The organism is Paraburkholderia sp. JHI869, from assembly GCF_038900775.1.
GTDB lineage: Bacteria > Pseudomonadota > Gammaproteobacteria > Burkholderiales > Burkholderiaceae > Paraburkholderia.
Genome location: NZ_JAYMSC010000003.1, coordinates 362616 through 388355, shown reverse-complemented (window position 1 = coordinate 388355; position 25740 = coordinate 362616). Strand labels below are relative to the sequence as shown.

General features: G+C 64.4%; 21 protein-coding genes and 1 tRNA gene. 15 read left to right on the top strand and 7 right to left on the bottom strand.

Annotated features, from left to right (window positions below; translation table 11 throughout):
• The first annotated feature begins 50 nt into the window (after positions 1-50).
• From acs to VSR72_RS08140, 4 genes are all read left to right on the top strand, one after another.
• The gene (gene acs, locus VSR72_RS08155; RefSeq protein WP_342951884.1) at positions 51-2033 is read left to right on the top strand and encodes an acetate--CoA ligase; all 1983 of its coding nucleotides are present in this window, start codon (positions 51-53) and stop codon (positions 2031-2033) included.
• A gap of 100 nt (positions 2034-2133) precedes the next feature.
• A complete protein-coding gene (locus VSR72_RS08150) occupies positions 2134-2499 on the top strand; it encodes a DUF4212 domain-containing protein (protein ID WP_342951883.1) in 366 nt (121 codons plus the stop codon).
• Positions 2496-4514 (top strand): sodium:solute symporter family protein, encoded by a 2019-nt coding sequence (locus tag VSR72_RS08145; protein WP_342951882.1) that lies wholly within the window; start codon positions 2496-2498, stop codon positions 4512-4514. The genes VSR72_RS08150 and VSR72_RS08145 overlap by 4 nt, the downstream gene beginning before the upstream one ends.
• A gap of 369 nt (positions 4515-4883) precedes the next feature.
• The gene (locus VSR72_RS08140) at positions 4884-5246 is read left to right on the top strand and encodes a hypothetical protein (protein WP_342951881.1); all 363 of its coding nucleotides are present in this window, start codon (positions 4884-4886) and stop codon (positions 5244-5246) included.
• A gap of 146 nt (positions 5247-5392) precedes the next feature.
• Here the strand turns inward: VSR72_RS08140 and VSR72_RS08135 are convergent.
• Positions 5393-5483: transfer RNA gene (locus VSR72_RS08135), tRNA-Ser, on the bottom strand.
• Between the two features lie 220 nt (positions 5484-5703).
• On the opposite strand from VSR72_RS08135, the gene VSR72_RS08130 reads away from it, so the two are divergent.
• Positions 5704-6909 (top strand): porin, encoded by a 1206-nt coding sequence (locus VSR72_RS08130; protein ID WP_342951880.1) that lies wholly within the window; start codon positions 5704-5706, stop codon positions 6907-6909.
• An 88-nt stretch (positions 6910-6997) separates the two neighbouring features.
• Entirely contained in the window at positions 6998-7669 is a 672-nt protein-coding gene (locus VSR72_RS08125; protein WP_342951879.1) for a nitroreductase, read from the top strand.
• A gap of 36 nt (positions 7670-7705) precedes the next feature.
• On the opposite strand, the gene VSR72_RS08120 is transcribed toward VSR72_RS08125, so the two are convergent.
• A complete protein-coding gene (locus tag VSR72_RS08120; RefSeq protein WP_342951878.1) occupies positions 7706-8122 on the bottom strand; it encodes an HIT family protein in 417 nt (138 codons plus the stop codon).
• 235 nt (positions 8123-8357) lie between these two features.
• On the opposite strand from VSR72_RS08120, the gene cfa reads away from it, so the two are divergent.
• Complete coding sequence (gene cfa, locus VSR72_RS08115; RefSeq protein ID WP_342951877.1) at positions 8358-9521, top strand: cyclopropane fatty acyl phospholipid synthase; 1164 nt, start codon at positions 8358-8360, stop codon at positions 9519-9521.
• 69 nt (positions 9522-9590) lie between these two features.
• Here the strand turns inward: cfa and crcB are convergent, their stop codons facing one another.
• The 5 genes from crcB to VSR72_RS08090 form a co-directional block, all read right to left on the bottom strand.
• A complete protein-coding gene (crcB, locus tag VSR72_RS08110; protein ID WP_158758125.1) occupies positions 9591-9971 on the bottom strand; it encodes a fluoride efflux transporter CrcB in 381 nt (126 codons plus the stop codon).
• Positions 9972-10151: 180 nt separating this feature from the next.
• The gene (locus VSR72_RS08105) at positions 10152-10898 is read right to left on the bottom strand and encodes an SDR family oxidoreductase (protein ID WP_342951876.1); all 747 of its coding nucleotides are present in this window, start codon (positions 10896-10898) and stop codon (positions 10152-10154) included.
• 131 nt (positions 10899-11029) lie between these two features.
• A complete protein-coding gene (styD, locus tag VSR72_RS08100) occupies positions 11030-12469 on the bottom strand; it encodes a phenylacetaldehyde dehydrogenase StyD (protein ID WP_342952038.1) in 1440 nt (479 codons plus the stop codon).
• 94 nt (positions 12470-12563) lie between these two features.
• The gene (locus VSR72_RS08095) at positions 12564-13538 is read right to left on the bottom strand and encodes a hypothetical protein (protein ID WP_342951875.1); all 975 of its coding nucleotides are present in this window, start codon (positions 13536-13538) and stop codon (positions 12564-12566) included.
• A gap of 7 nt (positions 13539-13545) precedes the next feature.
• Positions 13546-15528: a primary-amine oxidase gene (locus VSR72_RS08090; RefSeq protein ID WP_342951874.1), complete on the bottom strand. Its 1983-nt coding sequence runs from the start codon at positions 15526-15528 to the stop codon at positions 13546-13548.
• 207 nt (positions 15529-15735) lie between these two features.
• On the opposite strand from VSR72_RS08090, the gene VSR72_RS08085 reads away from it, so the two are divergent.
• The 8 genes from VSR72_RS08085 (at position 15736) to VSR72_RS08050 (ending at position 25725) form a co-directional block, all read left to right on the top strand.
• Complete coding sequence (locus tag VSR72_RS08085; protein WP_342951873.1) at positions 15736-16752, top strand: AraC family transcriptional regulator; 1017 nt, start codon at positions 15736-15738, stop codon at positions 16750-16752.
• A 314-nt stretch (positions 16753-17066) separates the two neighbouring features.
• Positions 17067-18518, top strand: coding sequence for an APC family permease (locus VSR72_RS08080; RefSeq protein ID WP_342951872.1), 1452 nt, complete (start codon positions 17067-17069; stop codon positions 18516-18518).
• Positions 18519-18630: 112 nt separating this feature from the next.
• Entirely contained in the window at positions 18631-19842 is a 1212-nt protein-coding gene (locus VSR72_RS08075) for a porin (protein WP_342951871.1), read from the top strand.
• Positions 19843-19962: 120 nt separating this feature from the next.
• Positions 19963-20706: a (Fe-S)-binding protein gene (locus VSR72_RS08070; RefSeq protein ID WP_342951870.1), complete on the top strand. Its 744-nt coding sequence runs from the start codon at positions 19963-19965 to the stop codon at positions 20704-20706.
• Positions 20703-22097 (top strand): lactate utilization protein B, encoded by a 1395-nt coding sequence (locus tag VSR72_RS08065; protein WP_342951869.1) that lies wholly within the window; start codon positions 20703-20705, stop codon positions 22095-22097. Before VSR72_RS08070 ends, VSR72_RS08065 begins: the two co-directional genes overlap by 4 nt.
• Positions 22084-22671: an LUD domain-containing protein gene (locus tag VSR72_RS08060; RefSeq protein WP_342951868.1), complete on the top strand. Its 588-nt coding sequence runs from the start codon at positions 22084-22086 to the stop codon at positions 22669-22671. The genes VSR72_RS08065 and VSR72_RS08060 overlap by 14 nt, the downstream gene beginning before the upstream one ends.
• Before the next feature lie 10 nt (positions 22672-22681).
• Complete coding sequence (locus tag VSR72_RS08055) at positions 22682-24922, top strand: cation:proton antiporter (protein ID WP_342951867.1); 2241 nt, start codon at positions 22682-22684, stop codon at positions 24920-24922.
• Positions 24919-25725, top strand: coding sequence for a hypothetical protein (locus tag VSR72_RS08050; RefSeq protein ID WP_342951866.1), 807 nt, complete (start codon positions 24919-24921; stop codon positions 25723-25725). The genes VSR72_RS08055 and VSR72_RS08050 overlap by 4 nt, the downstream gene beginning before the upstream one ends.
• Positions 25726-25740 lie beyond the last annotated feature (15 nt).

Here is a 25740-nt window from a genome sequence, read left to right as displayed (position 1 = left end):
CTCATGCGTGTCCACGAGTTTGACGTTTCATCTTCACCAAGGGGTTGTCGATGTCTGCGATTGAATCGGTTCTTCAGGAACGCCGCGTCTTTGCGCCTTCCGAGCAAACGGTGGCGGGCGCCACGGTGTCCGGCATGGACGCCTACAAGGCGCTGTGCGCCGAAGCCGAACGCGATTACGAAGGCTTCTGGGCGCGTCTCGCGCGCGAAACGCTGACCTGGCAAAAGCCCTTCACGAAAGTGCTCGACGAATCGAAGGCGCCGTTCTACACGTGGTTCGAAGACGGCGAACTGAACGCCTCGTACAACAGCCTCGACCGCCACGTCGAAGCGGGCAATGGCGATCGTGTGGCGATCGTCTTCGAGGCCGACGACGGCACCGTCACGAACGTCACCTACAAAGACCTGCTCGGGCGCGTTTCGCGCTTTGCCAACGCACTGAAGAAGCGCGGCGTGAAGAAGGGCGACCGCGTGGTCATCTACATGCCGATGTCGGTCGAAGGCGTGGTCGCCATGCAGGCCTGCGCGCGCATTGGCGCTACGCACTCGGTGGTGTTCGGCGGCTTTTCGTCGAAGTCGCTCAACGAGCGCATGGTGGACGTGGGCGCAGTCGCGCTCATCACCGCCGACGAACAGATGCGCGGCGGCAAGGCGCTGCCGCTGAAGAACATTGCGGACGAAGCGCTCGCCATGGGCGGCTGCGAAGCGGTGCACAGCGTGATCGTGTACCAGCGCACGGGCGGCAAGGTCACGTGGAAGGAAGGCCGCGACCACTGGATGCACGAGGTCTCGGCGGCCGAGAGCGACACCTGCGCGCCGGTGCCCGTGGGCGCGGAACACCCGCTCTTCATCCTCTATACGTCGGGCTCGACGGGCAAGCCGAAGGGCGTGCAGCACAGCACGGGCGGCTACTTGCTGTGGGCCGCGCAAACGATGAAGTGGACCTTCGACTACAAGCCGAGCGACGTGTTCTGGTGTACGGCCGATATCGGCTGGGTTACGGGCCACAGCTATATCGCCTACGGCCCGCTGACGATCGGCGCGACGCAGGTGGTGTTCGAAGGCGTCCCCACGTACCCGAACGCGGGCCGCTTCTGGGACATGATCGCCAGGCACAAGGTCACCGTCTTCTACACGGCGCCTACGGCCATCCGCTCGCTCATCAAGTCAGCGGAAGCCGACGCGAAGGTGCATCCGAAGAGCTATGACCTTTCGTCGCTGCGCATTCTCGGCACCGTTGGCGAGCCGATCAATCCCGAAGCGTGGATGTGGTACTACGAAAACGTGGGCGGCAAGCGCTGCCCGATCGTCGACACGTGGTGGCAAACGGAAACGGGCGGCCACATGATCACGCCGCTGCCGGGCGCGACGCCCCTCGTGCCGGGATCGTGCACGCTGCCGCTGCCGGGCATCATGGCGGCGATCGTCGACGAAACCGGCCAGGACGTGCCGAACGGGCAGGGCGGCATTCTCGTCGTGAAGCGCCCGTGGCCCGCGATGATCCGCAACGTGTGGGGCCAGCCGGAGCGCTACAAGTCGGGCTACTTCCCCGAGGAACTGGGCGGCAAGCTGTATCTGGCCGGCGACGGCAGCGTGCGCGACAAGGACACCGGCTACTTCACGATCATGGGCCGGATCGACGACGTGCTGAACGTCTCGGGCCACCGTCTCGGCACGATGGAGATCGAGTCGGCGCTGGTGGCGAACCCGCTCGTGGCCGAAGCCGCCGTGGTGGGCCGCCCCGACGACACGACCGGTGAAGCCGTGGTGGCCTTCGTGGTGCTCAAGGCGACGCGTCCGCAGGGTGACGAGGCCGTGAAGCTCGCCAACGATCTGCGCGCCTGGGTGGGCAAGGAGATCGGGCCGATCGCCAAGCCCAAGGACATCCGCTTTGGCGAAAACTTGCCGAAGACGCGCTCGGGCAAGATCATGCGCCGTCTGCTGCGCTCGCTCGCGAAGGGCGAGGCGATCACGCAGGACGTTTCGACGCTGGAAAATCCGGCGATTCTCGATCAGCTTGGCGAATCGCTCTAAAAGCTAAGGTCCGCGCGGCGCCTCGCCAGGCGCCGCGCTCGCCATCGATCCCCGCATTGCCCCCGATTGCCGGCCATACGCGTTTTTGCTACACAGGCGCATGGCCGCGCCACACACTACCCCGCAGAACAACCTCAATCCCTTGCCTGAGCCACCCCCGGTGAGCGAAGCGATGGCGCGCGCGCATCGGCGCTACTGGCGCTTCAACGTCGCGCTGATCGCCGTGCTCATGACGATTGGCTTTCTCGTCTCGTTCGTTGCGCCGCTCTTTGCGCGCACGCTCGCCGACGTGCGCTTCGCGGGCTTCAGCCTGCCGTTCTACCTGGGCGCACAGGGCGCGATCCTGCTCTACGTGCTGCTCGTCGCGATCTATATCGTGCTGATGCAGCGCGCCGACCGCGTGCTGCAAGCCGCGCTCGAAGCCGACGTCGCCATTCGCGAAGCCAGCAAGGCGCAGCAACGATGAGGCTTGCGCACCGGCTGATCCGCTCCTACGCGTTGTACACGCTCGGCTTTCTCGCCTTCGTCTACGTGATGTGGCGCATCGAGCTTGCCACCGGCCCCGGCATGTGGATCGGCTACGTGTTCCTGTTCGTGCCGATCGCCGTGTACGCGGTCATCGGGCTGCTCTCGCGCACCTCGGATCTCGTTGAATACTACGTGGCGGGGCGGCGCGTGCCCTCGTTCTTCAACGGCATGGCGACAGCCGCCGACTGGCTTTCCGCCGCGTCGTTCATCGGCCTCGCGGGCTCGCTCTACGCGAGCGGCTACGACGGCCTCGCTTATTTGATGGGCTGGACGGGCGGCTATTGTCTCGTAGCGTTCCTGCTCGCGCCGTATGTGCGCAAGCTCGCGCGCTACACGATTCCCGACTTCCTCGGCACGCGCTTTTCGAGCAACCTCGTACGTGCGCTCGCGGTGCTCGCGACTATCCTCTGCTCGTTCGTCTACCTCGTCGCGCAGATCCAGGGCGTGGGGCTGATCGCCACGCGCTTCATCGGCGTGGATTTCGCCATCGGCATTTTCTGCGGGCTGGCGGGCATCCTCGTGTGTTCGTTTCTTGGCGGCATGCGCGCCGTCACGTGGACGCAGGTCGCGCAATACATCATCCTCATCGCCGCGATCCTGATCCCGGTTTCGTTGATCGCGCATCGAGACGGTCTGGGCTGGCTGCCGCAAATCGAATACGGCAACGTCATGCAGCGTGTGGAAGCGCTCGAGCGCGATGTGCGCGGCACGAGTGCCGAAGCCAACGTGCGCGACGAATACCGCAAGCGCGCGGCGCAATGGCAAACGCGCCTCGACACGCTGCCGCAGTCGTACGTCGCGGAAAAAACGCACCTCGTCGAGTCGCTCGCGGAGATGCGCCGCCACAACGGCCCGCTGCGCGACATCGATTCGCTGGAGCGCGCATTGAACGCCTTCCCGCGCGACGTGGACGCCGCGCGCATGGTGTGGACGCGCCAACGCGACGACCTGCTCGAGCGCGCCGCGCCGCCCGTGCCGATGAACGAACCGTTCCCCGCCGCCGACGATGCCGAGCGGCGCATACATCAGCGCAACTTCCTTTCGCTTCTGCTGTGCCTTTCGCTTGGTACGGCGAGCCTGCCGCACATCCTCACGCGCTACAACACGACGACCTCAGTGGCCTCGGCGCGGCGTTCGGTGGGGTGGACGCTTTTCTTCGTCGCGCTCTTTTATCTGACCGTGCCGGTGCTCGCAGTGCTGATCAAGTTCGAGATCCTTACGCATCTGGTCGGGCAGCGCTTCGACGATCTGCCGCACTGGGTCATGCAGTGGCGGCGCGTCGAGCCGTATCTCATCAGCATTGCGGATGTGAACGGCGACGGCCTGGTGCGCTGGAGCGACATTCAGATGCAGCCCGATATGGTCGTGCTCGCCGCGCCGGAGATTGCGGGGCTGCCGTATGTGATGTCGGGGCTCATTGCCTCGGGTGCGCTGGCGGCCGCGCTTTCGACTGCGGACGGCCTGCTGCTCACGATCTCGAACGTGCTCTCGCACGACGTGTACTACCACATGGTCGATCCAAGCGCATCGAGCCAGCGACGCGTGACGATGTCGAAGATCCTGCTGCTCGGCGTGGCGCTGTTCGCTTCGTATGTGGCGTCGCTCAACACGGGCAACATTCTTTTCCTGGTGGGGGCGGCGTTTTCGCTCGCGGCGTCGAGTCTCTTTCCTGTGCTCGTGCTCGGCGTGTTCTGGAAACGCACGACGCGCCTGGGCGCTGTGGCCGGCATGATCGCGGGCTTGACTGTGTGCGTCTATTACATCGTCTCGACGTATCCGTTCTTCACGCAGCTCACGGGCTTTGCCGGCCCGCGATGGTTTGGCATCGAGCCCATCAGCTCGGGCGTGTTCGGTGTGCCCGCAGGTTTTCTCGTGGCGATTGGCGTGAGCCTGCTCGATCGCAAGCCGGACGCGTATACGCTTGCGCTGGTGGACTATATCCGCCATCCGTGAGGCGAGGACTTGATCGCCGGTGTGCGGTCGTGCACTTTAAAAACGCGCGGGCGAGGGGATACTGAAGTCCTCTCGTTCCCGCGCCGGTCCTCGAAGCAGTACGCGGGAATTCGGCGTCGGGCTGCGGCCCGACGTCCTTTTCTGCTGGCTGATCGGGTGGATCCGGCCTTCGTTCCAACGTTGCGCGTTCAACGATACGCAGCACCGCCGTGCTCCTTCCCGGCGCGCCATCAAGTCATTCTCCCTTTTGTCCGATAACCAGATGGGGCGCGCTTTGCTGCGGCGCGGCCAAGGTACAATTTCGCGCGCCGCCGGTCTGGGATTCGCGGCGAGTCGGGCCATCAAATGAGCGTTTGTTCGGGGAAGTCATTGAAGCGCATTGCACTCAGCCTAGTCATTTTCGGCGCCTTTGCGGCGCCAGCCGCTTTTGCCAAATGCTGGGGCAATGACGCCTTCCAGAACTGCGTCGACGAATCGGGCAACTCGTACACGGTGCAGCGCTTCGGCAATACGTCTACGGTCAACGGGTATCAGCAGAAGCTGCCGGGCGAGGCCTGGGAGCAGACCGGCGCATCGATTGGCGATACGACGTTCATCACCGGCCAGGCTGCCGATGGGTCGACGTGGACCGAGACGATCACGAACTACGGCAATGGCACGCGGACGATCGCGGGGATGGACGGGAACGGGCTTGTGTATAACAAGTATTGCACTGCGACGGGGTGCAATTGAGCGCGTGCTGGCGCGATTCGGCTGATTGGTGCGCATTCGCCGAATCAGCCGTGGCGTAAGGGTTTGCGGGTTTCTCGCAAACTACCTAAAGCTTGTGAATCACCCAAAACAATAAGGCTCCCTCGTGGGGAGCCTTATGTATTCGGTGGCGGAGAGAGGGGGATTCGAACCCCCGATAGGCTATTAACCTATACACGCTTTCCAGGCGTGCGACTTAAACCGCTCATCCATCTCTCCGGCGGGAGGCGAATTATAGCAGAGTCCACGCGCCGGGGGAAAGCATCCACGCAGAACCTGGCACGATCTGCGCTTTGCAAAGTCCGCCGCACGCCCTAAGCAACGCAGAAATCGTTCGTTCCCCGCTTCCGGGGCATTCCGTAACGTTGCCGCACCGGCCTTGCAGCCGCCTCGCAAGGACCGCGTAGCGACAGCCACCAAACGCAACGGAACGCCCCGCATGAACAACAAAAACGCCTCCCTCACACGCCGCCCGCTGACCGCCGCGCTCGCGCTCGCGTTCGCCGCATCCAGCGCCACAATCGCCACGAGCGCCCATGCGCAAAGCAGCGTGACCCTGTACGGCATCGTCGACGCCGGCCTGGCTTTCGTGCACAACGCCCAGGGCGCAAACGGCCAGAACCAGTCCACGCTCCTCAAACTGAGCAGCGGCAATCTATCGGGCAGCCGCTGGGGCCTGCGCGGCACTGAGGACCTCGGCAACGGTCTGGCCGCCATCTTCCAGCTCGAAAACGGCTTCAACGTAGGCACCGGCGCGCTCGGACAGGGCAGCCGCGAATTCGGGCGCAAGGCCATCGTCGGTCTTGCCAGCACGACGTGGGGCACGCTCACGCTCGGCCGCCAGTACGATCCGCTTGTCGATCTCGTGCAGCCGCTCACCGCGGACGGTCCGTTCGGCGGCGTGTTCGGCACGCCCGGCGACCTCGACAACTACGACAACAGCCTGCGCGTGAGCAACTCGGTCAAGTACGCGAGCCCGCTCATTGCGGGGCTGCAGTTCGAGGCGCTGTACGGCTTTGGCGGCGTGGCCGGTGCAACGGGCAGCGGGCAGACATACAGCTTCGGCGCCGCATACTCGAACGGTCCGCTTTCGCTCGCGGCCGGCTATTTCTTCGCCAATGGCGGCAGCACGCTCACTTCCGGCGTGCGTACCTGGACGAGCAGCTCGGACAGTCTCTTCAACACGGTCATCAACCAGGGCTTCGCGAGCGCCAGCTCCATCCAGATCGTGCGCGCGGGCGGCAGCTATTCGGTGGGCGCATTGAGCTTAGGCCTCGCCTACTCGAACACGCAATACGCAAACGATGCGTACTCAACCTTCCACCAAACCGCGAAATTCAACAGCGGCTCGGCGTTCCTGAACTATCAGATCACACCGGCGCTGCGCGCGGGAGCAGGCTACAACTACACGTCGCTCACCGGCCCCTCGTCGGCGCACTACAACCAGGTGAACCTCGGCAGCGATTACTCGCTCTCCAAACGCACCGACCTTTACGCGCTCGCCGGTTACCAGAAGGCGAGCGGCCGCACGCTCGATGCGAAGGGTTCGAGTGTCGTTGCGCAAGCATCGATCGGCGACTTCGGCGTGAGTTCGGGCGCCGACAATCAGGCGCTCGTCGTGGTGGGAATCCGTCACAAGTTCTGACGCTCGCGCGGACTCCTGCTTTCGAGCGTCGGCAGCCGCGCGGGGGATCGCCGATAATGCTTCGTCGATCCCCCCGAGGAGAATCCGCTTGAAGGTCAGCGAAGCCGTCACCAGCCGCAAGTCCGTGCGCCAGTTCTTGCCGGATCCAGTGGACCCCGCCGTCATTCGCCGCGTGCTCGATACTGCAAAGCGTGCGCCCTCGGGCGGCAATCTGCAGCCGTGGCATGTTCATGTCGTGGGCGGGGAGTCGCTCGCGAAGCTCAAGGCGATCATGGCCGATCGCATTGCGCAGGCGCCTGCGGGCGAGCAGATGGAGTACGACGTGTATCCGCGCGACCTGGGTTCGCCGTATCGCGAGCGTCGTTACCAGGTGGGCGAGGATCTTTACCGCAGCATCGACGTCGCGCGCGAAGACCGGCCGGGCAGGCTGCGGCAATTCGCGCGCAACTACGCGTTTTTCGACGCGCCGCTCGCGCTCTTTTGCAGCGTGGATCGTCAGATGGGGCCGCCGCAATGGGCCGACCTCGGCATGTTCCTGCAGACGGTGATGCTGCTCCTGCGCGAGGCCGGCCTGCATAGCTGCGCGCAGGAATGCTGGGCGCGCTACGCGCAAAGCGTGGGCGACTTTCTCGCCTTGCCGCGCGAACGCATGGTGTTCTGCGGCATGGCGATCGGTCACGAAGACCCCGGCGCGCCGATCAACCAGTGGCGCTCGGCCCGCGTACCGCTAGACGAATTCGTTCAATTCGACGGGATTTGAGTATTCGCGAAAGCGAACGTTAGCAATACATATTGCTTACAGTGCGGCACGAATGCGCTCGGCCAGCGCTTCGAGTTTTGCCATGTCAGCCATTTCACGCGCGTGCGGACGCAGTTCTTCGCCCGCGCGGCGCGGAATCAGGTGAAAGTGCACGTGCGGCACGGTCTGCCCAGCGGCGGCGCCGTTGAACTGCGCGATCAACAGGCCTTCGGGCGCCAGCACCTTGCGCATGGCGGCCGCCATCTTCTGCACCGTCGCCATCGCCGCGGCGCCGGCTTCCAGCGAAAGATCGTAGATGAACTCGGCGCCTTCTTTCGGCAGCACGAGCAGGTGGCCTTCGGATTGGGGCATGACGTCCATGATCGCGAGCGTCGCGTCGTCCTCGTACACCTTGATGCAGGGTGCTTCGCCGCGCAGGATGCGCGCGAAGATGTTCTTGTCGTCGTAGGCCATGGTCAGTCTCTCCAGTTCGGGCGCGCCGTTTGCTCGCGCCGGGGCGATGGGTTTTGTCGGATTTGCGATTATGGCCCGCCCAGTATGGGCTGTGCGTGTTCCTGCACGTTTTTTGAAGTAGGTGCATCATAGAGTTTCTCGCAGCGCGCGCGACGACGAATGTCTTGATAGCAACCTCTTGAATGGCGCCGGAGCCAGGTACCAAGGACCCGACTCCCGCCGACATGGAGCACGTATGGCAACGACTGATCTCGAAGCAGCTCAACCCGTTCGTGAGGCCACCGTTTCCGGGGCCTGGCGGTTTACAGCCCAGCTATTGGCGCGCGCGGACATAAAGTTCAACGGCACCCGGCCGTGGGACATGCGGATCCACGATCCGCAGGTGCCCGAGCGCGTGCTCGCGCTAGGCAATCTGGGCCTGGGCGAGGCCTATATGGACGGCCAGTGGGACTGCGAGCAGCTCGACGAATTCTTCGCACATGTGTTGCGCGCGCATCTAGATGACCAGATCGATCCCTCCCGCCTGGTGTTCCACGCGCTCAAGGCGCGCCTGATGAACCGCCAGACCGTGCGCCGGGCCTGGAAGGTGGGGCAGCAGCACTACGATATCGGCAACGAGTTCTACGAGGCGATGCTCGACAAGAACATGGCCTATACCTGTGGCTACTGGTCGGGCGGAGCGAAGACGCTCGATGAGGCGCAGGACGCCAAGCTCGATCTCATCTGCCGCAAGCTCGGGCTGAAGCCCGGCATGCGTTTGCTCGACATCGGGTGCGGGTGGGGCAGCCTGATGAAGTTCGCGGCCGAACACTATGGCGTGTCGTGCGTGGGCGTGACGATTTCGAAGGAGCAGGCCGCGTTCGGCGCCGAGCGCTGCAAGGGTCTGCCCGTCGAATTCCGCTTGCAGGACTACCGGTTGCTCGACGAGAAGTTCGACCGCGTTGCGAGCGTCGGCATGTTCGAGCACGTGGGCCCGAAGAACTATCGCACCTATATGGAAGTCGCGCAGCGCTGTCTTGCCGACGACGGTCTCTTCGTACTGCATACCATTGGCAAGAACCGCCGCGACACCACGCCCGACCCGTGGGTCGACAGATACATCTTCCCGAACGGCGAACTGCCGACCATTGGCCAGATCGCCGACGCGTCGGGCGGTCTCTTCGTGACCGAAGACCTGCATAACTTCGGCGCCGACTACGACCGCACGCTCATGGCGTGGCACGCAAATTTCGAAGCCGCGTGGCCGCGTTTCAAGGAGAAGATGGGCGAGCGGTTCCACCGCATGTGGCGTTATTACCTGCTTTCGTGCGCCGGGGCGTTCCGCGCGCGCGACATCCAGTTGTGGCAGTGGGTGTTTTCGAAGAACGGCATGCTGGGCGGCTATCAGCGTCCTGCCTGATTGTTGACGCAATAGCTCGCGTAGGCGGCCGCGTTTCGCAAATAGCGAGGCGGCCGTTTTCTTTGCGGATCAGCGAATCAGTGCCGAGACCGTTGCGATGCCAAGGATCGTCATGATGACCGAGGCGCAAACGTGAATGGCGATTTCGCCCGCGGCCCAGCCGAAACGTCCGTGCTGCAAATGCGAAACGACTTCGGCGGAGAAGGTCGAGAATGTCGAGAGGCCGCCCATGAGGCCGGTGATGACGAAGAGGCGCCATTCGGCGGAAAGCTGCGGCATGCGCCCGAAGTACGCGACCGCGACGCCGATCACGTAGCCCGCGATGATGTTCGACGCGAGCGTGCCGAGCGGCAGCTCGGGGTAGAGGGCATTCAGGCGTAGCCCGAGAACCCAGCGCAGCAGCGAACCGAGTGCGCCGCCAATGCCGACGGCAAGGATGGACAGATACATGGTCTGGAGTGGTTGAGGGCGCAATCTGAGCCGGCGCGCCTGCTCGCCGGCTTTGTATTTGTACCGTTTTCGAGCACGGAGTGTAGCACCGGCCCGGTCCGGCGGCTCCATGCCACGGCTGCTTGCCCTCACACCACGTCCTCGCTGGATTGCGTCCGCGAAACCACGCCGGGCGGCGTGTCAGACGATCCCGCCGTTCGCGCGCAACACCTGCCCGTTGATCCAGCCGCCGTCCGGGCTCGCGAGAAACGACACGACGCTTGCGATGTCGTCGGGTTGCCCGAGGCGCTGCAGCGGCGGCATGTTCGCAAAGTGCTGGACCTGCTCTTCGGTCTTGCCGCTGAGGAACAGTTCGGTGGCGACCGGCCCCGGCGCGACCGCATTCACGCAAATGGAGCGACCCCGCAGTTCTCGTGCGAACACGCGCGTGATGGTCTCGACGGCCGCCTTGCTCGCCGTATAGAGCGCGTAGCCGGGCAGGTTCATCGCGAGCGCGGAGGTCGAGAAGTTGATCACGCGGCCGCCGTCCGCGAGTTTCGTCGCCGCTTCGCGCAGCGTGTTGAGCGTGCCGCGCACGTTGATGTCGAAGGTCTCGTCGTAGATCGCGTCGGTCGACTCGGCAATCGTGATGGTCTTCATGATGCCCGCGTTGTTCACGAGCAGCGTGGGCTGGCCCAGCGTTTCGGCGGTGGTTTCGAACAGCCGGCGCACCTCGTCGGCCTTCGCGATGTTCGCTTGCACGGCGATGGCGCGGCCGCCGCCCGCCGCGATCTTCGCGACGAGCGCTTCGGCTTCGGCGCTGCGCGAAGCGTAGTTGATGACAACGGCGTAACCGTCTCGTGCGAGACGTTCGGCAATCGCGGCGCCGATGCCGCGCGAGGCGCCCGTAACGATGGCGACGCCGCGCGAGTTTGTGGAGGCGTTCATGATCGGAGCCCTTCTCGTCAGTGGTGTGAATGGGCTCGATCATGAACGAAAGCGCGGCGGCGATCATTGCATGCCGCCGGGTTTCATCATTCCATTTCGATTAACAATGCGGCATGGCGGCGCTCAATAGCTCAATAGGCGATGCAGACAGATTTGGTCTCCGTGTACGCGTCGATGATCGCACGGCCATGCTCGCGGCCGATGCCCGAGGCCTTGAAGCCGCCGAAGGGCAGCGCCGGATCGACCATGTTGTGCGTGTTCACCCATACCGTGCCCGCCTGCACGCCGTCCACCACGCGCAGTGCGCGGTCGAGCTGGTTGGTCCAGACGCTCGCGCCCAGACCGTACTCCGAAGCGTTCGCCGCAGCGATGGCTTCCTCGACGTCGTCATACGGCATGGCGACGAGGACCGGCCCGAACACCTCTTCGCGCACGACGGTAAGCGGCTGGTTGGCTGCGTTCGAGATCACGGTGGGCTCGATGAAGAAGCCGGGGCGATTGCCGTCGCCGCCGCCCGCCACGATCTCGCCGCCTTCCATGCGTCCCTGCGCGATCATGCCGGCGACCTTGGCACGGTGGCGTGCGGAAACGAGCGGGCCCATCTGCGTGGCAGCGTCGAAGCCCGAACCGAGAACGGTTGCGCGCGCAACTTGCGCGATGCCATCGACGATCGCATCAAAACGCGCGCGCGGCAGATACAGGCGCGAGCCCGCGGTGCAGACCTGGCCGTGATTGAAGAAGATCGCGCCGGCAGCGCCTTCGATCGCGCGCTGCGGATCGCAGTCGTCGAGCACGATTACGGGGCTCTTGCCGCCCAGTTCCAGCGACACGCGCTTGAGATCGCCCGCACATTGCTTGCCGATGATGCGGCCCACCTCCGTCGAGCCCGTGAAGGTGACCTTGTCCACCTGCGGATGGCGCACGAGCGCCGCGCCCGCCGTTTCGCCCTGGCCCGTGACGACATTGAACACGCCCGGCGGAAAACCGGCTTCGTGTGCGAGTTCGGCGAGTCGTATGGCCGTGAGCGGTGTTTCCTCGGCAGGCTTGAGCACTACGGTGCAGCCGCAGGCGAGCGCGGGCGCGATTTTCCAGACCGCCATCAGCAGCGGGAAATTCCACGGCACGATTGCGGCTACCACGCCTGCGGGCACGCGCCGCGTGGAGGCGTTGTAGCGCACGCCGGGCGGGAACGCGAGCGAGAGATCCACCGTGCTGCCCTCGATCTTGGTCGCCCAGCCGGCCATGTAGCGCAGCCATTGCACGCTGCCGCCCACTTCGAGCATCTTCGAGAAGCCCAGCAGCTTGCCCTGATTGAGCGTTTCGAGCGCAGCGAGTTCGTCGCCGTGCTGTTCGACGAGATCGGCGAGTTTGAGCAGCAGGCGCTCGCGCGAGGCAGGCGGCAGGCGACGCCACGTATCGGCCTCGAAAGCGCGCCGCGCGGCGGTCACAGCGGCGTCGATGTCGGCGTCGCTGGCGTCGGGCACCTGGGCGATCTCGGCACCCGTGGCGGGATTGAATACGGCGAAGGTGCGGCCGTTGCCGCTTTCGCTAAAGCGTCCGTCAACGAACATCTGCGTGCGGATCGTGTGCGTGAAATCCTGGCGGTCCATACCGTCTCCTGTTTTCGGTAGTAATGCGAACGTTTTTCGGTGGTTGTTTCAGCGATTAGTCGATCGTGCTGCCCGCAGCGAGTGCGGCTGAAGCGGAGTAGGGCGTGTGCCTCTGGAATCGGCGAGGGGTCACGAATGCATAGGCACACGCAAGATTAAGCACGCTGCCAACCAGGAACAGCGCGTAAAAGCCTTGTCCAAAGCCCCATGTCGTAGTGGCGAGCGTCGCACCTGCCAGCATGCCCATATGGTGCGCGAGGCCGGGACAGCCCGCACCCGAAGTGCGAGATGCTCGCGCGCCGCGTATGAGCGTAGGGAGCGTCAGGTAGTCGAGCGCAGCGAAAGCAGGCGCAGCGAGCGCGGCCCATGGCGCGAGGGAATCGAACGTGAGCGCGGCGAGCAGCGCACCGCGCAAGACGAAGAGCGCGAGAAGCGAGTGCCGGTAGTCGACGCGATCGGCGAGCCAGCCCGCGAGACTCACCACTGCGAGCGATGTCACCACCTGCGCAGCGGTTATCGCAGTGCCGCCGCAGAGCGCGAAGAACTGGAAACGCGCGAGCATGCCGCTCGACACGCCAGCAAGCAGCGCGGGTGCGATGAGCAGCAAGCCGTTGCGCCACACTGGCGTCATTGCGTGCATCGGCATCGATGTCGCCGCGTTATCACGCGCACGCCGCAAGGGAATGCATGCGGCGGCGATGAGGGTGATGCCGCCCAATATGAGCGACGTCTGCGCTTGCGGTGCGCCTGTGTGCGCCCCGGCGCTCATTGCCGCCATCGTGAGCGCGAGCGCGCTCGCGATCGGCACGGTGGGGCGCGTGGCGAAGCGGCGTGCAAGCGCACCAGGTATCAGCGCCATCGCAAGCAAAGCTAGCGCGCTCGCGGCAAATGCGGAAAACGGCGCGCCTGCCTGCATCGCCGCGATCATGACGCCCGCAGCAAGCGCGCTAGCGCCGCCCGTGATCGCCGCCCAGCCATACAGGCGACGTACCACGTGCGTCACGGCAGGACGGCGCTCGCGCGGCATCATCGCGTGCTCACGGCTTGCTGTGGCAGCACGACTTCGCATCGGGCGCCGTCGCGCCGTCCTGCACGCTGTGCGGATCGCGCCCGCCTGGCAGGTCCATCGCGGGGTTGCCGTAGAAGAAGTTGTTGGGCTTGAGCATGAAGCCCGCATACTCCACCGGCATCACGGGGAAATCCTCGGGCTTGCACACGTGCGTGTGGCCGAAGCTGTGCCACAGCACGATGTCCTCGTTTTCCACGTTGCGGTTCGCTTCGATATAGCGCGGCAGACCGTCGCCGCCCGCGTGCTGGTTCGGGTAGTCGCCGCTCGCGTAGCGTTGCGTCGTGTCGTACGGCGTGACCCACACGTGGCGCGTGGCGAAGCCGCCGCGCTGGCGCACCTTCGAGTTCGGATCGGCGAGCATGAGCGGCGAGTCGTTGATGATGAGCTTGTAGCCCGGATTCGCGCCCACGCGGTTCTTCACATTCGGGTTCACGACTTTCCAGAAGCGCCCGGTCTGACCGTTGGCGTTGCGCGCCGCTTCCTGCTCGGTCTTGAGCACGCGCTTCGTGGTATCGAACACGTTGCCGTACGGATTCTCCGCACCCATCGGGCGCGGCGTGAATTCATGCTCGGTGACGGAGTTCTTCTCGCCGTCCACCATCATGTGCAGACGCGCGTTGAAGAAGTGCTGATGCGTCGGGCCGCCCAGGTTTTCCGTGACCATGCCGCCCCACGGGTACGTATCGCCATCCGCCACCGCCGAGGTCTGGATGATGCCCGTGAGCTTGCATTCGAGCTGGATCGTGCCGTCCTGATAGAAGTACCAGTAAAAGCCGTAATCGTAGTTGCCCACGGTCGCGAAGAACGAGATCACGAGGCGGCGCGAGCGGCGCATCTCGAACACGCCGGTGCGGAACTCGTAATGCTTCCAGAGCGTGCCGTAGTCCTCTTCGTGCAGGCACACCGCGTTCTTCATGGCGAAGCCGTTGCCGAAGTCGTCGGCGGACGGAATGTCGAAGTAGCGGATCGTGCCGAGGCAATCGCAGCCCAGTTCGAGCTGGTTCGCGAGCTTGCCGAGTCCGTATTCGCCCGCGTCGAACGCACTTTTCCAGTAGTGGTTCGTGGTGGGGTCCGAGTAGGGCACGCACATCTCGGTCACGCTTGCGCGGTAGACGATTGGGCGCGGCGCACTCTTGCCGTCGTCCCAGGTGATCTGGTGCAGCACCAGCCCTTCGCGCGGCGTGAAGCCCACGCGGAATTTCCAGTTCTGCCAACTAACCTGCCAGCCGTCGATTGTGAAGCTCGGTCCTTCGGGCTGGCTGATGGAGAGCGGCTTGACGGTGGCGCGCGGCTCGCCGAGGCTCGGCGTGTCGTAGTTGTGCCTGGCGCGCGGAATGGGGATGATGCGGCCGTCGTCGATCAGCTCGATCACCTTGTGCGCAAGCAGGTCCACCACGGCTACAACGCCTTCGATCGGGTGCGCGTAGCCATTGTCGGTCAGCGACTCGCGGTAGTAACTCACGCAGCGCACGAGACGGCGGCCGTTTTCATTCGGGCGGTCGAAGGCGCCTGCCGAGAACGGATCGACCTGCACGCGCTCGAGTTCGTCGTCGGTGAGGCCGCGCTTCTTGACGGCCTCGCGCCACGCGGCGTCTTCCTTCACGATGCGCTCCGCATTCATGAAGTCTTCGATCATCACGGGCGGCTGCCCGTAGGGCGCGCTTTGCAATGCGAGCGCCTTGCGCGATTCGACCTTCTTTTCGCGCAGGTCCACGACGAATTCGAGCGTCTGGGTGCGGGTGCGATCGATCGCAATGACGAAGGCGCGGCGCGAATAGTAATCGCCGTGCTTGTAGGCGAGCACTTCCGCCTTGGGCGGCTCGTGCAGTTCGGTGACGGGAAAGCGCCCATATTCATCGAGCTTTTCCGCGGCTTTCACGATGTCACAGGCAAGCTGCATTTCGGCGAGGCTCAACGGGTCGAGCGGATGCGCGTTCGGATTCGTGTTCATAAGCATTTCGTAAGGATGACGTTGGGCGCAACATTGCGTGGGACGGTATGAAGAATCCGCATTCGTCTCACGCAATGTCGATGGGTCAATCGTAGAAACGCCGTATTTTTTTCGCGCTTGCAAAACGCGCCAAAGGGGCGATAGAGTGCGCCAGAGACGATCGATGGTTAAAACTGTCGGCGCATACAGGCCTTAATGGAGCGAGACATGAAAAGAGTGCCTGTCAATACTGGTTTCCCGATGATTCGCGGCGCCGTGATGGGTCCCATCGTGCGTGCGCTCGACGCCGCTGGTGCGGACTGCGATGCATTGCTGGCCGAGTTCGGCCTGAGTCGCCGGCAGCTTTCCAATCCCTATGAAATCGTAGCGCTGGGGCGCTACGTGGGCGCGTTCGAGCGCGCGGCGCAGGTGCTCGACGAGCCCTTTCTCGGCCTGCGTTTAGGCGCCGAATTGCAGCTCACGGAACTGGGGCCGGCTGGCCTCGTGTTCATGTCGTCGCCCACGCTCGGCGCCGCAATCCGTAAGTTCACCGATACGCTTGGCTCGTGGCAAAGCGCAACGGCCGTCGATCTCGTGACCGACAACGCATGGCCGATGTGGAGCTACCGCATCGCGCATACGCAGATCTGGCCGCGCCGGCAGGACGCCGAGTACAGCGTGTCCGCCATGTGCCACATGATTCGCCAGGTGCGCGGCGCGGCGTGGACGCCGTGCGAGATTCATTTCGAGCACGCAGCCCCCGAGGACCTCAAGCCTTATATGCGCCTCTTCCGCGTGCCGGTGCGCTTCCAGCAGCCGGCAAACGGCGTGGTCGTGCACCCGCATGATCTCGACACGCCGCTCAAGAGCGCCGACGTGCAAATGGCGCGCATGATGGAGCGCCACGCTACCGACCTCATTTCGCGCGACACGATCCCGCACACGCTCGTGGATCAGGTACGCGATCTCGTGACGCGCCGGCTTGCGCGGGAGAAGCTCGTGGTGGGAGATATTGCAAAGGACCTCGGGCTTTCGGACCGTTCCTTGCAGCGGCATCTCGCCGACGCCGGCACCTCCGTGCGCCAGATCATTCGCGAAGAGCGCGAGCGCAGCGTGGCGGTGCTGCGCGAGCAGGAGGGCATGACCAACGCCGCCGTGGCCCGCGCAGTGGGTTATGCCGACGCCACCGTGCTATGGCGCGCGACGCGCAACTGGGGTCGCACAGGCGCCAAACGAACCCGCTAGCGCCCAAAGCGTGAAAGCGAATTGATGGTTTTCAGTAAGTTTGTGAGCTGAACAAAGCACGAATTCCCGGTGCGCGGCATTAATCAGGATGCCGAAGGTAATATCGACCGCTTCAACGCGGTTAAGTGAAAACCCGCTCCAGCCCTGGCGCACTTTATCGAGTAATTGGCGCGTTGCGCCAAGTCGGCGAATTTATTAGCTGCCTACCATGCGCTCAATCCGAATCGGGAAATTCGATTCGCCGAGCGCCAGAGGCACGCGGTTCTTCATCGTGTCGTATGGCGAATCCAGAATAGACACCAGCAGAGGCAACGATGAACGAACCGTATTCTCCCGCCCACCTCGTTGGAGACGACGCGGCAGTGGACTCACAGCGCAGCCTGCTCGGGCTTTGGCAGATCGTCTTTCTCGTCATTTCCGCAGCGGCGCCGCTTACCGGCATGCTGGGCGCCGTACCGCCCGCCATCAGCCTCGGCAACGGCGCGGGCATTCCCGGCGCATTCGTGATTGCGGGCGTGGTGCTGCTCGTGTTCAGCGTGGGCTTCGCTTCGATGAGCCGCCACATCGTGCGCGCCGGCGCGTTCTACGCTTACATCACGGCGGGTTTCGGCCGTCCCGTCGGGATGGCCGGCGCGCTTGTCGCGCTGCTTTCATACACGAGCATTCAGATCGCGCTGTATGGCCTGTTCGGCTTCTTCTGCACAGTCGTGCTCGGGCCATTGATGCATGGCACGCTGCCGTGGTATGCGTATTCATTCGCGTGTCTCGTCGTCGTGCAGTTCACCGGCATTCGCGGCATCGACCTGAATAGCCGTCTGCTCGGCGTGCTCATGTGTCTCGAACTCGGCATCCTGCTGCTGCTGAGCCTTGCGATCGTGATTCATCACGGCGGCCCGGATGGCCTCACGCTCGCGCCGTTTTCGCCGCGCCACGTGTTCAGCGGCCACCTCGGCATTGCGGTGATGTTCGCGCTCGCATCGTTCATCGGCTTCGAGGCCACGGCGATCTACGGCAAGGAGTGCCGCGATCCGAAGGTCACGGTGCCGCGCGCCACCTATGTTTCCGTCACGCTGATTCTCGTGTTCTTTGCGTTCGTCACGTGGGCCATTGTTTGCGCCTATGGCATCAGCAACGTCGCGGACGTGGCGACGAAACAGCCGGGCGACTTCTGGTTTATCCAGTCGACGAAGTACCTGGGCGGCGCGATGACCACGACGATGAGCTTCCTGCTGCTTTCCAGCATCTTCGCGAGCCTGCTGTCGTTCCACAACACGATCGTGCGCTACATCCACGCGCTCTCGGGCGAGGGGATCCTTCCGGCTGTGCTCGACCGCCTGCATCCGAAGTTTGGTTCGCCGTATCTCGCAAGCTATCTGCAGACGCTTTCCGTTGCCGTGCCGGTGGGCCTTTTCGTAGTCGCGGGCAGCGATCCGTTCAATATCGTCTTTAGCTGGGGCTCGGCGCTCGGCACCATCGGCATCGTCATGTTGCAGGCGGTCACGAGTTTTTCGGTGGCGGCATATTTCCGCGCCACGAAGAAGGACACGCGCCTGTGGCACTCGTTTCTCGCGCCTGTGCTCGGCGGCTTCGGTCTGCTTTCCATTGGCATCGTGCTGATCGGCAACCTCGACGCGCTCGCAGGCTCCGATAGCCCCGTCGTGCGCGCGTTCCCGTGGGTCGTGCTTGCGGTGGCGCTCATCGGCGTGGCAATCGCCTTCGTGCTCAAGCGTTCGCGGCCGGACATCTACGCCCGATTCGGCCAGTAGCCCCTGGGACGCGCTTCGCGCGCAGCCCTCAATTCACGCAGTTCTCCGCAGTTCCAGATAAGGGCGGCGCGCGCAAGTCGCGCTGTCCACCTCTCTCCGAAAAGACAACGATATGGCAAATACCGTCAAGCGCACGGCGCTGGCGCTGGCTTCCTGCGCCTTCGCGATTAGCGCGCACGCGCAATCCTCAGTCACGCTTTACGGCACCGTGGACGCGGGCCTCATCTATTCGACCAACCAGCAAACCACGCACGCGGACGGCAGCACGAGCGGCCACGCAAACTGGCAGCTGGGCGGCGGCAACCTCGTGCCGTCGCGCTGGGGCCTCACGGGCAGCGAAGACATCGGCGGCGGCACGAGCGTCAATTTCACGCTGGAAAACAGCTTCTTTTCGCAGAACGGCGCGCTGCTGCAAGGCGGCACGCTGTTCAACCGCAACGCCTGGGTGGGTGTTGCGAATAGCCACTACGGCACACTCACGCTCGGCCGCCAGTACGATCCGTTTTCCGACGATCTGGGCGCCTATGTGTCGAGCAACAACTGGGCGACGCTGTATGGCTCTCATTTCGGCGACGTGGACAACCTCAACGAAGCGTTCAACTTCAATAATTCGATCAAATACGTGAGCCCGAGTTTCGGCGGCTTCACAGTGGGCGGCCTGTTCAGTTTTGGCGGCGTGGCGGGCAACTTCTCGCAGAATCGCGGCTGGTCGCTTGCTGCGAATTATGCGAACGGGCCGATTTCGCTTTCTGTCGGTTACCTCGAGTTGCGTGATCCGTTGCAGGCGGCGCTGGGCACAGAGACCGGCTATATCGGCGACTTTAGTTGTAGCAATCCAGACGCATCGTACTGCCAACTACAAAACGCGCAACGCATAAGCATTTTCGGCGCGGGCGGTTCGTACGCCTTCGACAAGGTCAGCGTGGCGCTCAGCTATACGCATACGCGTCTCTCGCAGAGCCTCTATTTCGCGGATGCGGCGCGACCGCAAGGCGCGGACGTCTCGTTCGACATTGCCGAGTTGAACACGTCCTGGCAATACTCGCCCGCGCTGCAGTTCGGCTTCGCTTATATCTTCAATGACGCCCATCCGGACGGCGGATCGTCCACGCGGCTTCACCAGATCAACCTGGGCGCGGTCTACAGCCTCTCCAAGCGCACGGCGCTTTATGCGGTGGCGATTGGCCAGAAGTCGTCGGGGGCCGGCCTTGGGATCGATGCCACGAGCGGCGCGACGCAGAACCTGGCGCAGATCCCGAACCTCGTGAATTCGAACACGGACAAGCAGCTTGCCGTGATCGCAGGTATTCGCCACAACTTCTAAACGAGGGGCCGCGGCGCAGCATGATGCGCCGCGGCAACCCGCGGTGCGTGCACGCTTCACGCGCCGCCCGCGCCGTTCGGCAGTAGAATGTTCGGGTCCGCTTTTCGTGTGAGCCCGCGCATGAAAGTTGCCTTGTTCGTCCCTTGCTTCATCGACGCGTTCTACCCCGAAGTGGCCATCGCTACGCTGGAACTGCTGGAGCGCCTAGGCTGCGAGGTCGACTATCCGCTCGAACAAACCTGCTGCGGCCAGCCTATGGCCAACAGCGGCGCGCAGGCCGAGGCAGCCGGCGCGGAGCGGGTGTTTGCGCGCGCCTTCGCGGGTTACGACTATATCGTCGGGCCTTCTGCGAGTTGCGTGAACCACGTGCGCGACCACTTGACCGCAATCGAGCAGACCGACGCCGTGCGCCAGGTGCGCGAGAGCACGTATGAACTCGTCGAGTTCCTGCATGACGTGCTGGGCGCGCGCGAATTTCCCTGGGCCGAATTTCCCTGGCGCGTGGGTTTGCACAACAGCTGCAGCGCGCTGCGCCATTTGAAGGAAGCTTCCGTTTCGGAAATCGCCGGTCCGGTGTTCTCGAAGCCGCTCGCGCTGCTCGAACACGTGAAGGGCATCGAGTTTGTGAAGCCGGCGCGTCCCGACGAATGCTGCGGTTTTGGCGGCACGTTCGCCGTGACAGAAGAGGCGGTGTCGGTGCGTATGGGCCAGGACAAGGTGGTCGATCACGTGAGCGCGGGCGCGCAATACATCGTTTCCGCCGACATGTCCTGCCTCATGCACCAGCAGGGCTGCGCCGAACGCATGAGCGCGGACATCCGCTTCATCCATATTGCCCAGGTGCTCAACGGAGCGCGCGAATGAAGCGAGTCGAACACGCGAAGCTCGCCGGTGCGTTTCTCTCGCGGCCCGAGCATGTGGCCTTCCACGACAAGCGTCTGTGGGATTTGCGCACGAAGCGCGACGCGCAGGCCCACGCCATTCCCGAATGGGAAATGTTGCGCACGCTCGCCTCGCAAATCAAGGCGCATACGCTCTCGCATCTCGCCGACTACCTCGACCAGTTCACGCGCACGGCGCAAGAAAACGGCGTGCAGGTCCATTTCGCGGATACGGCCGAGGAGCACAACGCAATCGTTCATCGCATCCTGAGCGAGCGCGGCATGACGGCGCTCGTGAAGAGCAAGTCGATGCTCACCGACGAGTGCGAAATGCGCCCGTACCTGGAATCGCGCGGCATTTCGGTGATGGAGACCGATCTTGGCGAGCGCATCCAGCAGCTCGACAAGCAGCCGCCCAGCCATATCGTCGTGCCCGCCGTGCACAAACTGCGCGACGATGTGGCCGAAGTGTTCGGACGCACCATCGGCACGGACCCGCACAACAACGACATCCACTATCTCGCGGAAAGCCAGCGTATGAATACGCGGCCGTGGTTCGTGCGCGAGAAAACGGCGGGCATGACCGGCTGCAATTTCGCGGTGGCCGAAACGGGTACGGTGGTGGTGTGCACCAACGAAGGCAACGCGGACCTCTCCGCCAACGTGCCGCCGCTGCACATCGTATCGATGGGCATCGAGAAGCTGATTCCGCGTCTTTCCGATCTCGGCGTGTTCATCCGCATGCTCTCGCGCAGCGCACTCGGCTCGCCGATCACGCAATACACCTCGCACTTCCGCGCGCCGCGGCCCGGCGCCGAAATGCACTTCGTGCTCGTCGACAACGGCCGTTCCGAGCGGCTCGCGATGCCCGAGTTCTGGTACTCGCTCAAGTGCATTCGCTGCGGCGCGTGCATGAATACGTGTCCCGTCTATCGGCGCAGCGGCGGCCTCTCGTATGGCAGCACCTATGCGGGACCGATAGGCGCGATCATCAATCCGACCTACGACCTCAAACGCTTCAGCGCGTTGCCGTTCGCATCGACGCTCAACGGCAGTTGCACGAATGTGTGCCCCGTGAAGATCAATATTCACGAGCAGATTTACCAGTGGCGGCAGGTCATCGCGGCACAGCACGAGGTGCCGTTCGTGAAGCAGGAAGTGCTGAAGATGGCTGGCCGATTGCTCGGCAGCCCGACGCTTTATCGCGGCACGGTGAAGTCGCTCGAAGGCGCGTTGCGGCGCTTGCCCAACTTCATGCTCTACAACCCGCTCAATATTTGGGGCAAGCAACGCGATCTGCCGCACGTGCCGCACACTACGTTCCACGCGTGGTACCGGAAGAACCGCAAGGGAGGCGGCGATGGCGGATCGTGAGGCGTTTCTCGCGCGCGTGCGCGCCGCGCAACCCGCACACGAGCCGCTGCCCGAGGTGCCGCTGTTCGATGCGCCCGCAGGCGATCTGCGCGAGCGCTTTGGCGCCGCGCTCAAGTTGATGGGCGGCGGCGAGTCGGACGCGCAAAGTGCGGCCGATGTGCGTGCAATGATCTTGCGCCGCTTCGGCAACGAGGTGCGCATTGCGTCGGCCACGCCAGAGTTGCAGGGCACGCGTGAAATCAACGCTGCCACAAAACCGGCTTCGCTCGAAGACGTCGACGTCGGCGTGGTGCGTGCGCGTTTCGGCGTGGCGGAGACGGGCTCGCTGTGGCTGAGCGAGCGCGAGTACGTGGTGAACGCGCTCGGCTATCTCGTGCAGCATCTCGTGGTGCTGCTCGATCCCACGCAACTGGTGGCGGGGCTGCAGGACGCGTACCGGCGTGACGATTTTCGCGGCGCGCGCTACGCGGCGCTCGTCACGGGGCCGTCCGCGACGGCGGATATCGAAGGCGTGCTGATCCAGGGTGCACAAGGGGTGAGGTCGTTGACGGTGGTGTGGCTGCCGGCGCCGTGACGCTCACGCCATGGTCATCCACGTCCTTCTCCTGAGCGGCTTTCTGCTGGCGAGTATCGCGCTCGTCCAGGCGGTGAGCCTGCGGTGGTCGATTTCCGAATCGGTCTTGCTTGCCGCGTGGGGATTCACGCTGGGCGGCATCTATCTCCTGAGCGGCGAGGTGTGGCCCGCGCTCTCGGCGAACTTCGTGATACCCGCGCTCGCGCCGCGGCTGCCGCCAGAAGCGTACCTGTGGATCTTCCTGCCGCCGTTGCTATTCCAGGCCGCGCTCAGCGTGAACGTGCGCGAGATGCTCGGCGACGCAGCGCCCATTCTGCTGCTTGCCGTGGTAGCCGTGTTCGTCGCGACCGGCGTGGTGGGCGGCGCGGTCCGTCTCACGGGCCTGGGTCCCCTGGCCGACGGCCTCCTGCTTGGCGCGATGATCGCGACGACCGACCCTTCCGCCGTGCTCGCCGTGTTCCGCGAAGTGGGCGCGCCCGAGCGGCTCGTGCGCCTCGTGGAGGGCGAGAGCCTGCTCAACGACGCGGCCGCGATTGCGATCGCCGGCGTGCTGATCGCCGCGATCACGGGCGACGCCGCGAATGTGTCGGCAACGGCCGCGATACGCGCGTTCGGCGTTGCGCTGGGTGGCGGCCTGCTGGTCGGGGCGCTGGCCGGGCGCGTCTTTGCGTGGCTCTTACCGTTGCTGGGCGGGGAGGGCAAGGCCGAGATCTCGCTCAGTTTCGCGCTCCCGTACCCGCTCTATCTCTTCGCCGACCAGATGTTGCACGTCTCGGGCGTGGTGGCCGTGGTCGCGGCCGGGCTCGTCATTAGCGGCCTGGGGAGCACACGCCTGTCGCCGGTGAACTGGAAGCATCTGCAACTGATCTGGGAGCAGATCGCAGCCATGGCGGGCGCGGCGATCTTTTTGCTCGCGGCCATGCAGATTCCGGCCACGCTGCGAAACGCCCAGTGGATCGACCTCATTGCGCTCGCCGTGGTGGTCGCGGCGGCGTTCGCCGCGCGCGTGGTCGTGGTGTTCGGCATGCTGCCGCTGCTGAGCCGCCTGCGCCTCACCGAGCCCGTGAGCGCCGCCTACAAGCTCGTGATCGCATGGGGCGGGTTGCGCGGCGCGGTGACGCTCGTGCTCGCGCTCGGCCTCGCGCAGGACACGGCGCTGCCGGAATCCACGCGCCGTTTCGTGGCGATTCTCGCTACGGGCTTCGTGCTCGTGAGCCTGATCGTGAACGGCACGTCGCTCAAGCTGCTGATTCGGCGGCTGCGCCTCGATCTGCTTTCGCCCCAGGAGCAGGCGCTGCAACAGAAAGCGGTGCAGCTCTCGTCGATCGGCGTATCCGAGCGCGTGCATATGGCGGCGCGCACCTTTCACATTTCCGATGCGATCGCCGACCAGGCCTGCCACACGTTCCGGCAAAGCGTTTATAGCGGCGCCACGGCATTCGATATCGAAGCCGCGCTGACCGACCGCGAGCGTCTCGTCATCGGCCTCGTCACGCTCGCGGCGAAGGAGCGCGATCTGGTTCCGCAGTATGGCAGCGGCATCATCACGATCCGCAACCTCGACGCCATGATGCGCAACACGGACGCCATGATCGAGGAGGCGCGCGCGGGCGGCCGTCTCGGCTATCAGCGCGCCGCCGCGAAAATCCTTGCGGATACGATCGAGATGCGCGTCGGGCGCTGGCTTTATCGTTGGCTGCGCGTGCGGCAGCCGTATGGCGACGCGCTCGCCGATCGATTCGAACTCCTGATGTGTCGCCGCGTGGTGCTGCATCAGCTGATCGTCTTCAACGACCGCAGTCTCACGCCGCTCCTGGGCGAGCGTCTCGCGGCGCTGCTCAAGACCATACTCAAGGCGCGCATCGCGACGGCCGAGCATGGGCTCGAGGACGTGCGCCTTTGCTTCGGCCATGGTTCAGACGTGCTGGAGAGGCGCATGCTGCTGCTCTATGCGCTGCGCGAAGGGCGCGAGCGCGTGCAGGCCATGTACGAGGACCGCTCCATTTCGAAGGAGATCTACGATTCGATCCGGCGCGAACTGGACGCCGCGTGGAAGCTCGCGGTGCCGCGGGCGCATCCGGATCTCGTGCCGGGCGAGGCGCAGGCGAAGGCAATTCATACTCGCATCGACGCGTTGAATGTTGGCGGGGCGCAAGCGGAGGCAGCGCCCACGGCGCCCGCTGCGGCGCACACCGACACTGCCGCGCAGGTAGACGCCGCCGAAGAAGAAGAACGGAGGCCGTTGCCATGACTGAAATCCAGTCGGCCTTGCTCGTGTTCGCGCTGCTGCTCGGAGGCACGGGCCTCGGCGTGCTGCTGCGGCCGCTGTTGCCCGAGGAGCATCGCAAGCACGAAACCGTGCAGCTCGTGCAACTCGTGATCGGCATGCTGGTGACGTTTGCGGCGCTCGTGCTGAGCCTGCTCACGGCTTCCGCGAAATCGAGCTTCGATACGGCGACCAACGACATGCGCGCCTACGCCGCCAACCTGATCCAGCTCGATCAACGTCTGCGCGAGTACGGCCCCGACGCGGCCGCGGCGCGCACCTTGCTGCGCGCCTATACGGCAAGCGCCATCGCTTCGACGTGGGAGCGGGAAAAGCCGCCGCCGGGCAACTACTATCCGCATGATCCCGGCGCCGGCAGCGACGAACTCGAAAGCCGGCCGCTCGGCGCGCTGCTCGACTCAGTGGGGCACGAAATCGAAACGCTCGCACCGCGGGACGCCTACCACCAGGCGCTGCTAAGCCCGCTCTCGCAGATGTTCGACCGCGTGACCGATACGCGCTGGCGTCTCATCGAAGAGGCGCATGGCACGATCTCACGGCCATTCTTCACGATGCTCGCGCTCTGGCTGGTCCTGATCTTTCTGAGCTTCGGTCTCGTCGCGCCGCATAACGCGCTGGCAATCGTGCTGATCGTGCTGGGCGCGGTGTCCATTTCGTCGGCGGTCTATGTCATCGCCGATCTCGATACGCCGTTCACGGGCCAACTCGTGGTGCCGAGCGATTCGATGCGCGACGCGCTCGCGCACATGAATGCGCCGGCCACGTAGCGACGCGAACGAGGC

What these genes read in the sequence shown, in the direction of transcription:
- VSR72_RS08150 (WP_342951883.1), top strand. Translation starts at nt 2,134, where the DNA reads ATGGCCGCGCCACACACTACCCCGCAGAACAACCTCAATCCCTTGCCT.
- VSR72_RS08065 (WP_342951869.1), top strand. Translation starts at nt 20,703, where the DNA reads ATGAAGCGAGTCGAACACGCGAAGCTCGCCGGTGCGTTTCTCTCGCGG.
- VSR72_RS08060 (WP_342951868.1), top strand. Translation starts at nt 22,084, where the DNA reads ATGGCGGATCGTGAGGCGTTTCTCGCGCGCGTGCGCGCCGCGCAACCC.
- cfa (WP_342951877.1), top strand. Translation starts at nt 8,358, where the DNA reads ATGGCAACGACTGATCTCGAAGCAGCTCAACCCGTTCGTGAGGCCACC.
- VSR72_RS08085 (WP_342951873.1), top strand. Translation starts at nt 15,736, where the DNA reads ATGAAAAGAGTGCCTGTCAATACTGGTTTCCCGATGATTCGCGGCGCC.
- VSR72_RS08080 (WP_342951872.1), top strand. Translation starts at nt 17,067, where the DNA reads ATGAACGAACCGTATTCTCCCGCCCACCTCGTTGGAGACGACGCGGCA.
- VSR72_RS08105 (WP_342951876.1), bottom strand. Translation starts at nt 10,898, where the DNA reads ATGAACGCCTCCACAAACTCGCGCGGCGTCGCCATCGTTACGGGCGCC.
- VSR72_RS08090 (WP_342951874.1), bottom strand. Translation starts at nt 15,528, where the DNA reads ATGAACACGAATCCGAACGCGCATCCGCTCGACCCGTTGAGCCTCGCC.
- VSR72_RS08070 (WP_342951870.1), top strand. Translation starts at nt 19,963, where the DNA reads ATGAAAGTTGCCTTGTTCGTCCCTTGCTTCATCGACGCGTTCTACCCC.
- VSR72_RS08050 (WP_342951866.1), top strand. Translation starts at nt 24,919, where the DNA reads ATGACTGAAATCCAGTCGGCCTTGCTCGTGTTCGCGCTGCTGCTCGGA.
- VSR72_RS08120 (WP_342951878.1), bottom strand. Translation starts at nt 8,122, where the DNA reads ATGGCCTACGACGACAAGAACATCTTCGCGCGCATCCTGCGCGGCGAA.
- VSR72_RS08130 (WP_342951880.1), top strand. Translation starts at nt 5,704, where the DNA reads ATGAACAACAAAAACGCCTCCCTCACACGCCGCCCGCTGACCGCCGCG.
- VSR72_RS08145 (WP_342951882.1), top strand. Translation starts at nt 2,496, where the DNA reads ATGAGGCTTGCGCACCGGCTGATCCGCTCCTACGCGTTGTACACGCTC.
- VSR72_RS08055 (WP_342951867.1), top strand. Translation starts at nt 22,682, where the DNA reads ATGGTCATCCACGTCCTTCTCCTGAGCGGCTTTCTGCTGGCGAGTATC.
- crcB (WP_158758125.1), bottom strand. Translation starts at nt 9,971, where the DNA reads ATGTATCTGTCCATCCTTGCCGTCGGCATTGGCGGCGCACTCGGTTCG.
- VSR72_RS08095 (WP_342951875.1), bottom strand. Translation starts at nt 13,538, where the DNA reads ATGATGCCGCGCGAGCGCCGTCCTGCCGTGACGCACGTGGTACGTCGC.
- VSR72_RS08075 (WP_342951871.1), top strand. Translation starts at nt 18,631, where the DNA reads ATGGCAAATACCGTCAAGCGCACGGCGCTGGCGCTGGCTTCCTGCGCC.
- acs (WP_342951884.1), top strand. Translation starts at nt 51, where the DNA reads ATGTCTGCGATTGAATCGGTTCTTCAGGAACGCCGCGTCTTTGCGCCT.
- styD (WP_342952038.1), bottom strand. Translation starts at nt 12,469, where the DNA reads ATGTTCGTTGACGGACGCTTTAGCGAAAGCGGCAACGGCCGCACCTTC.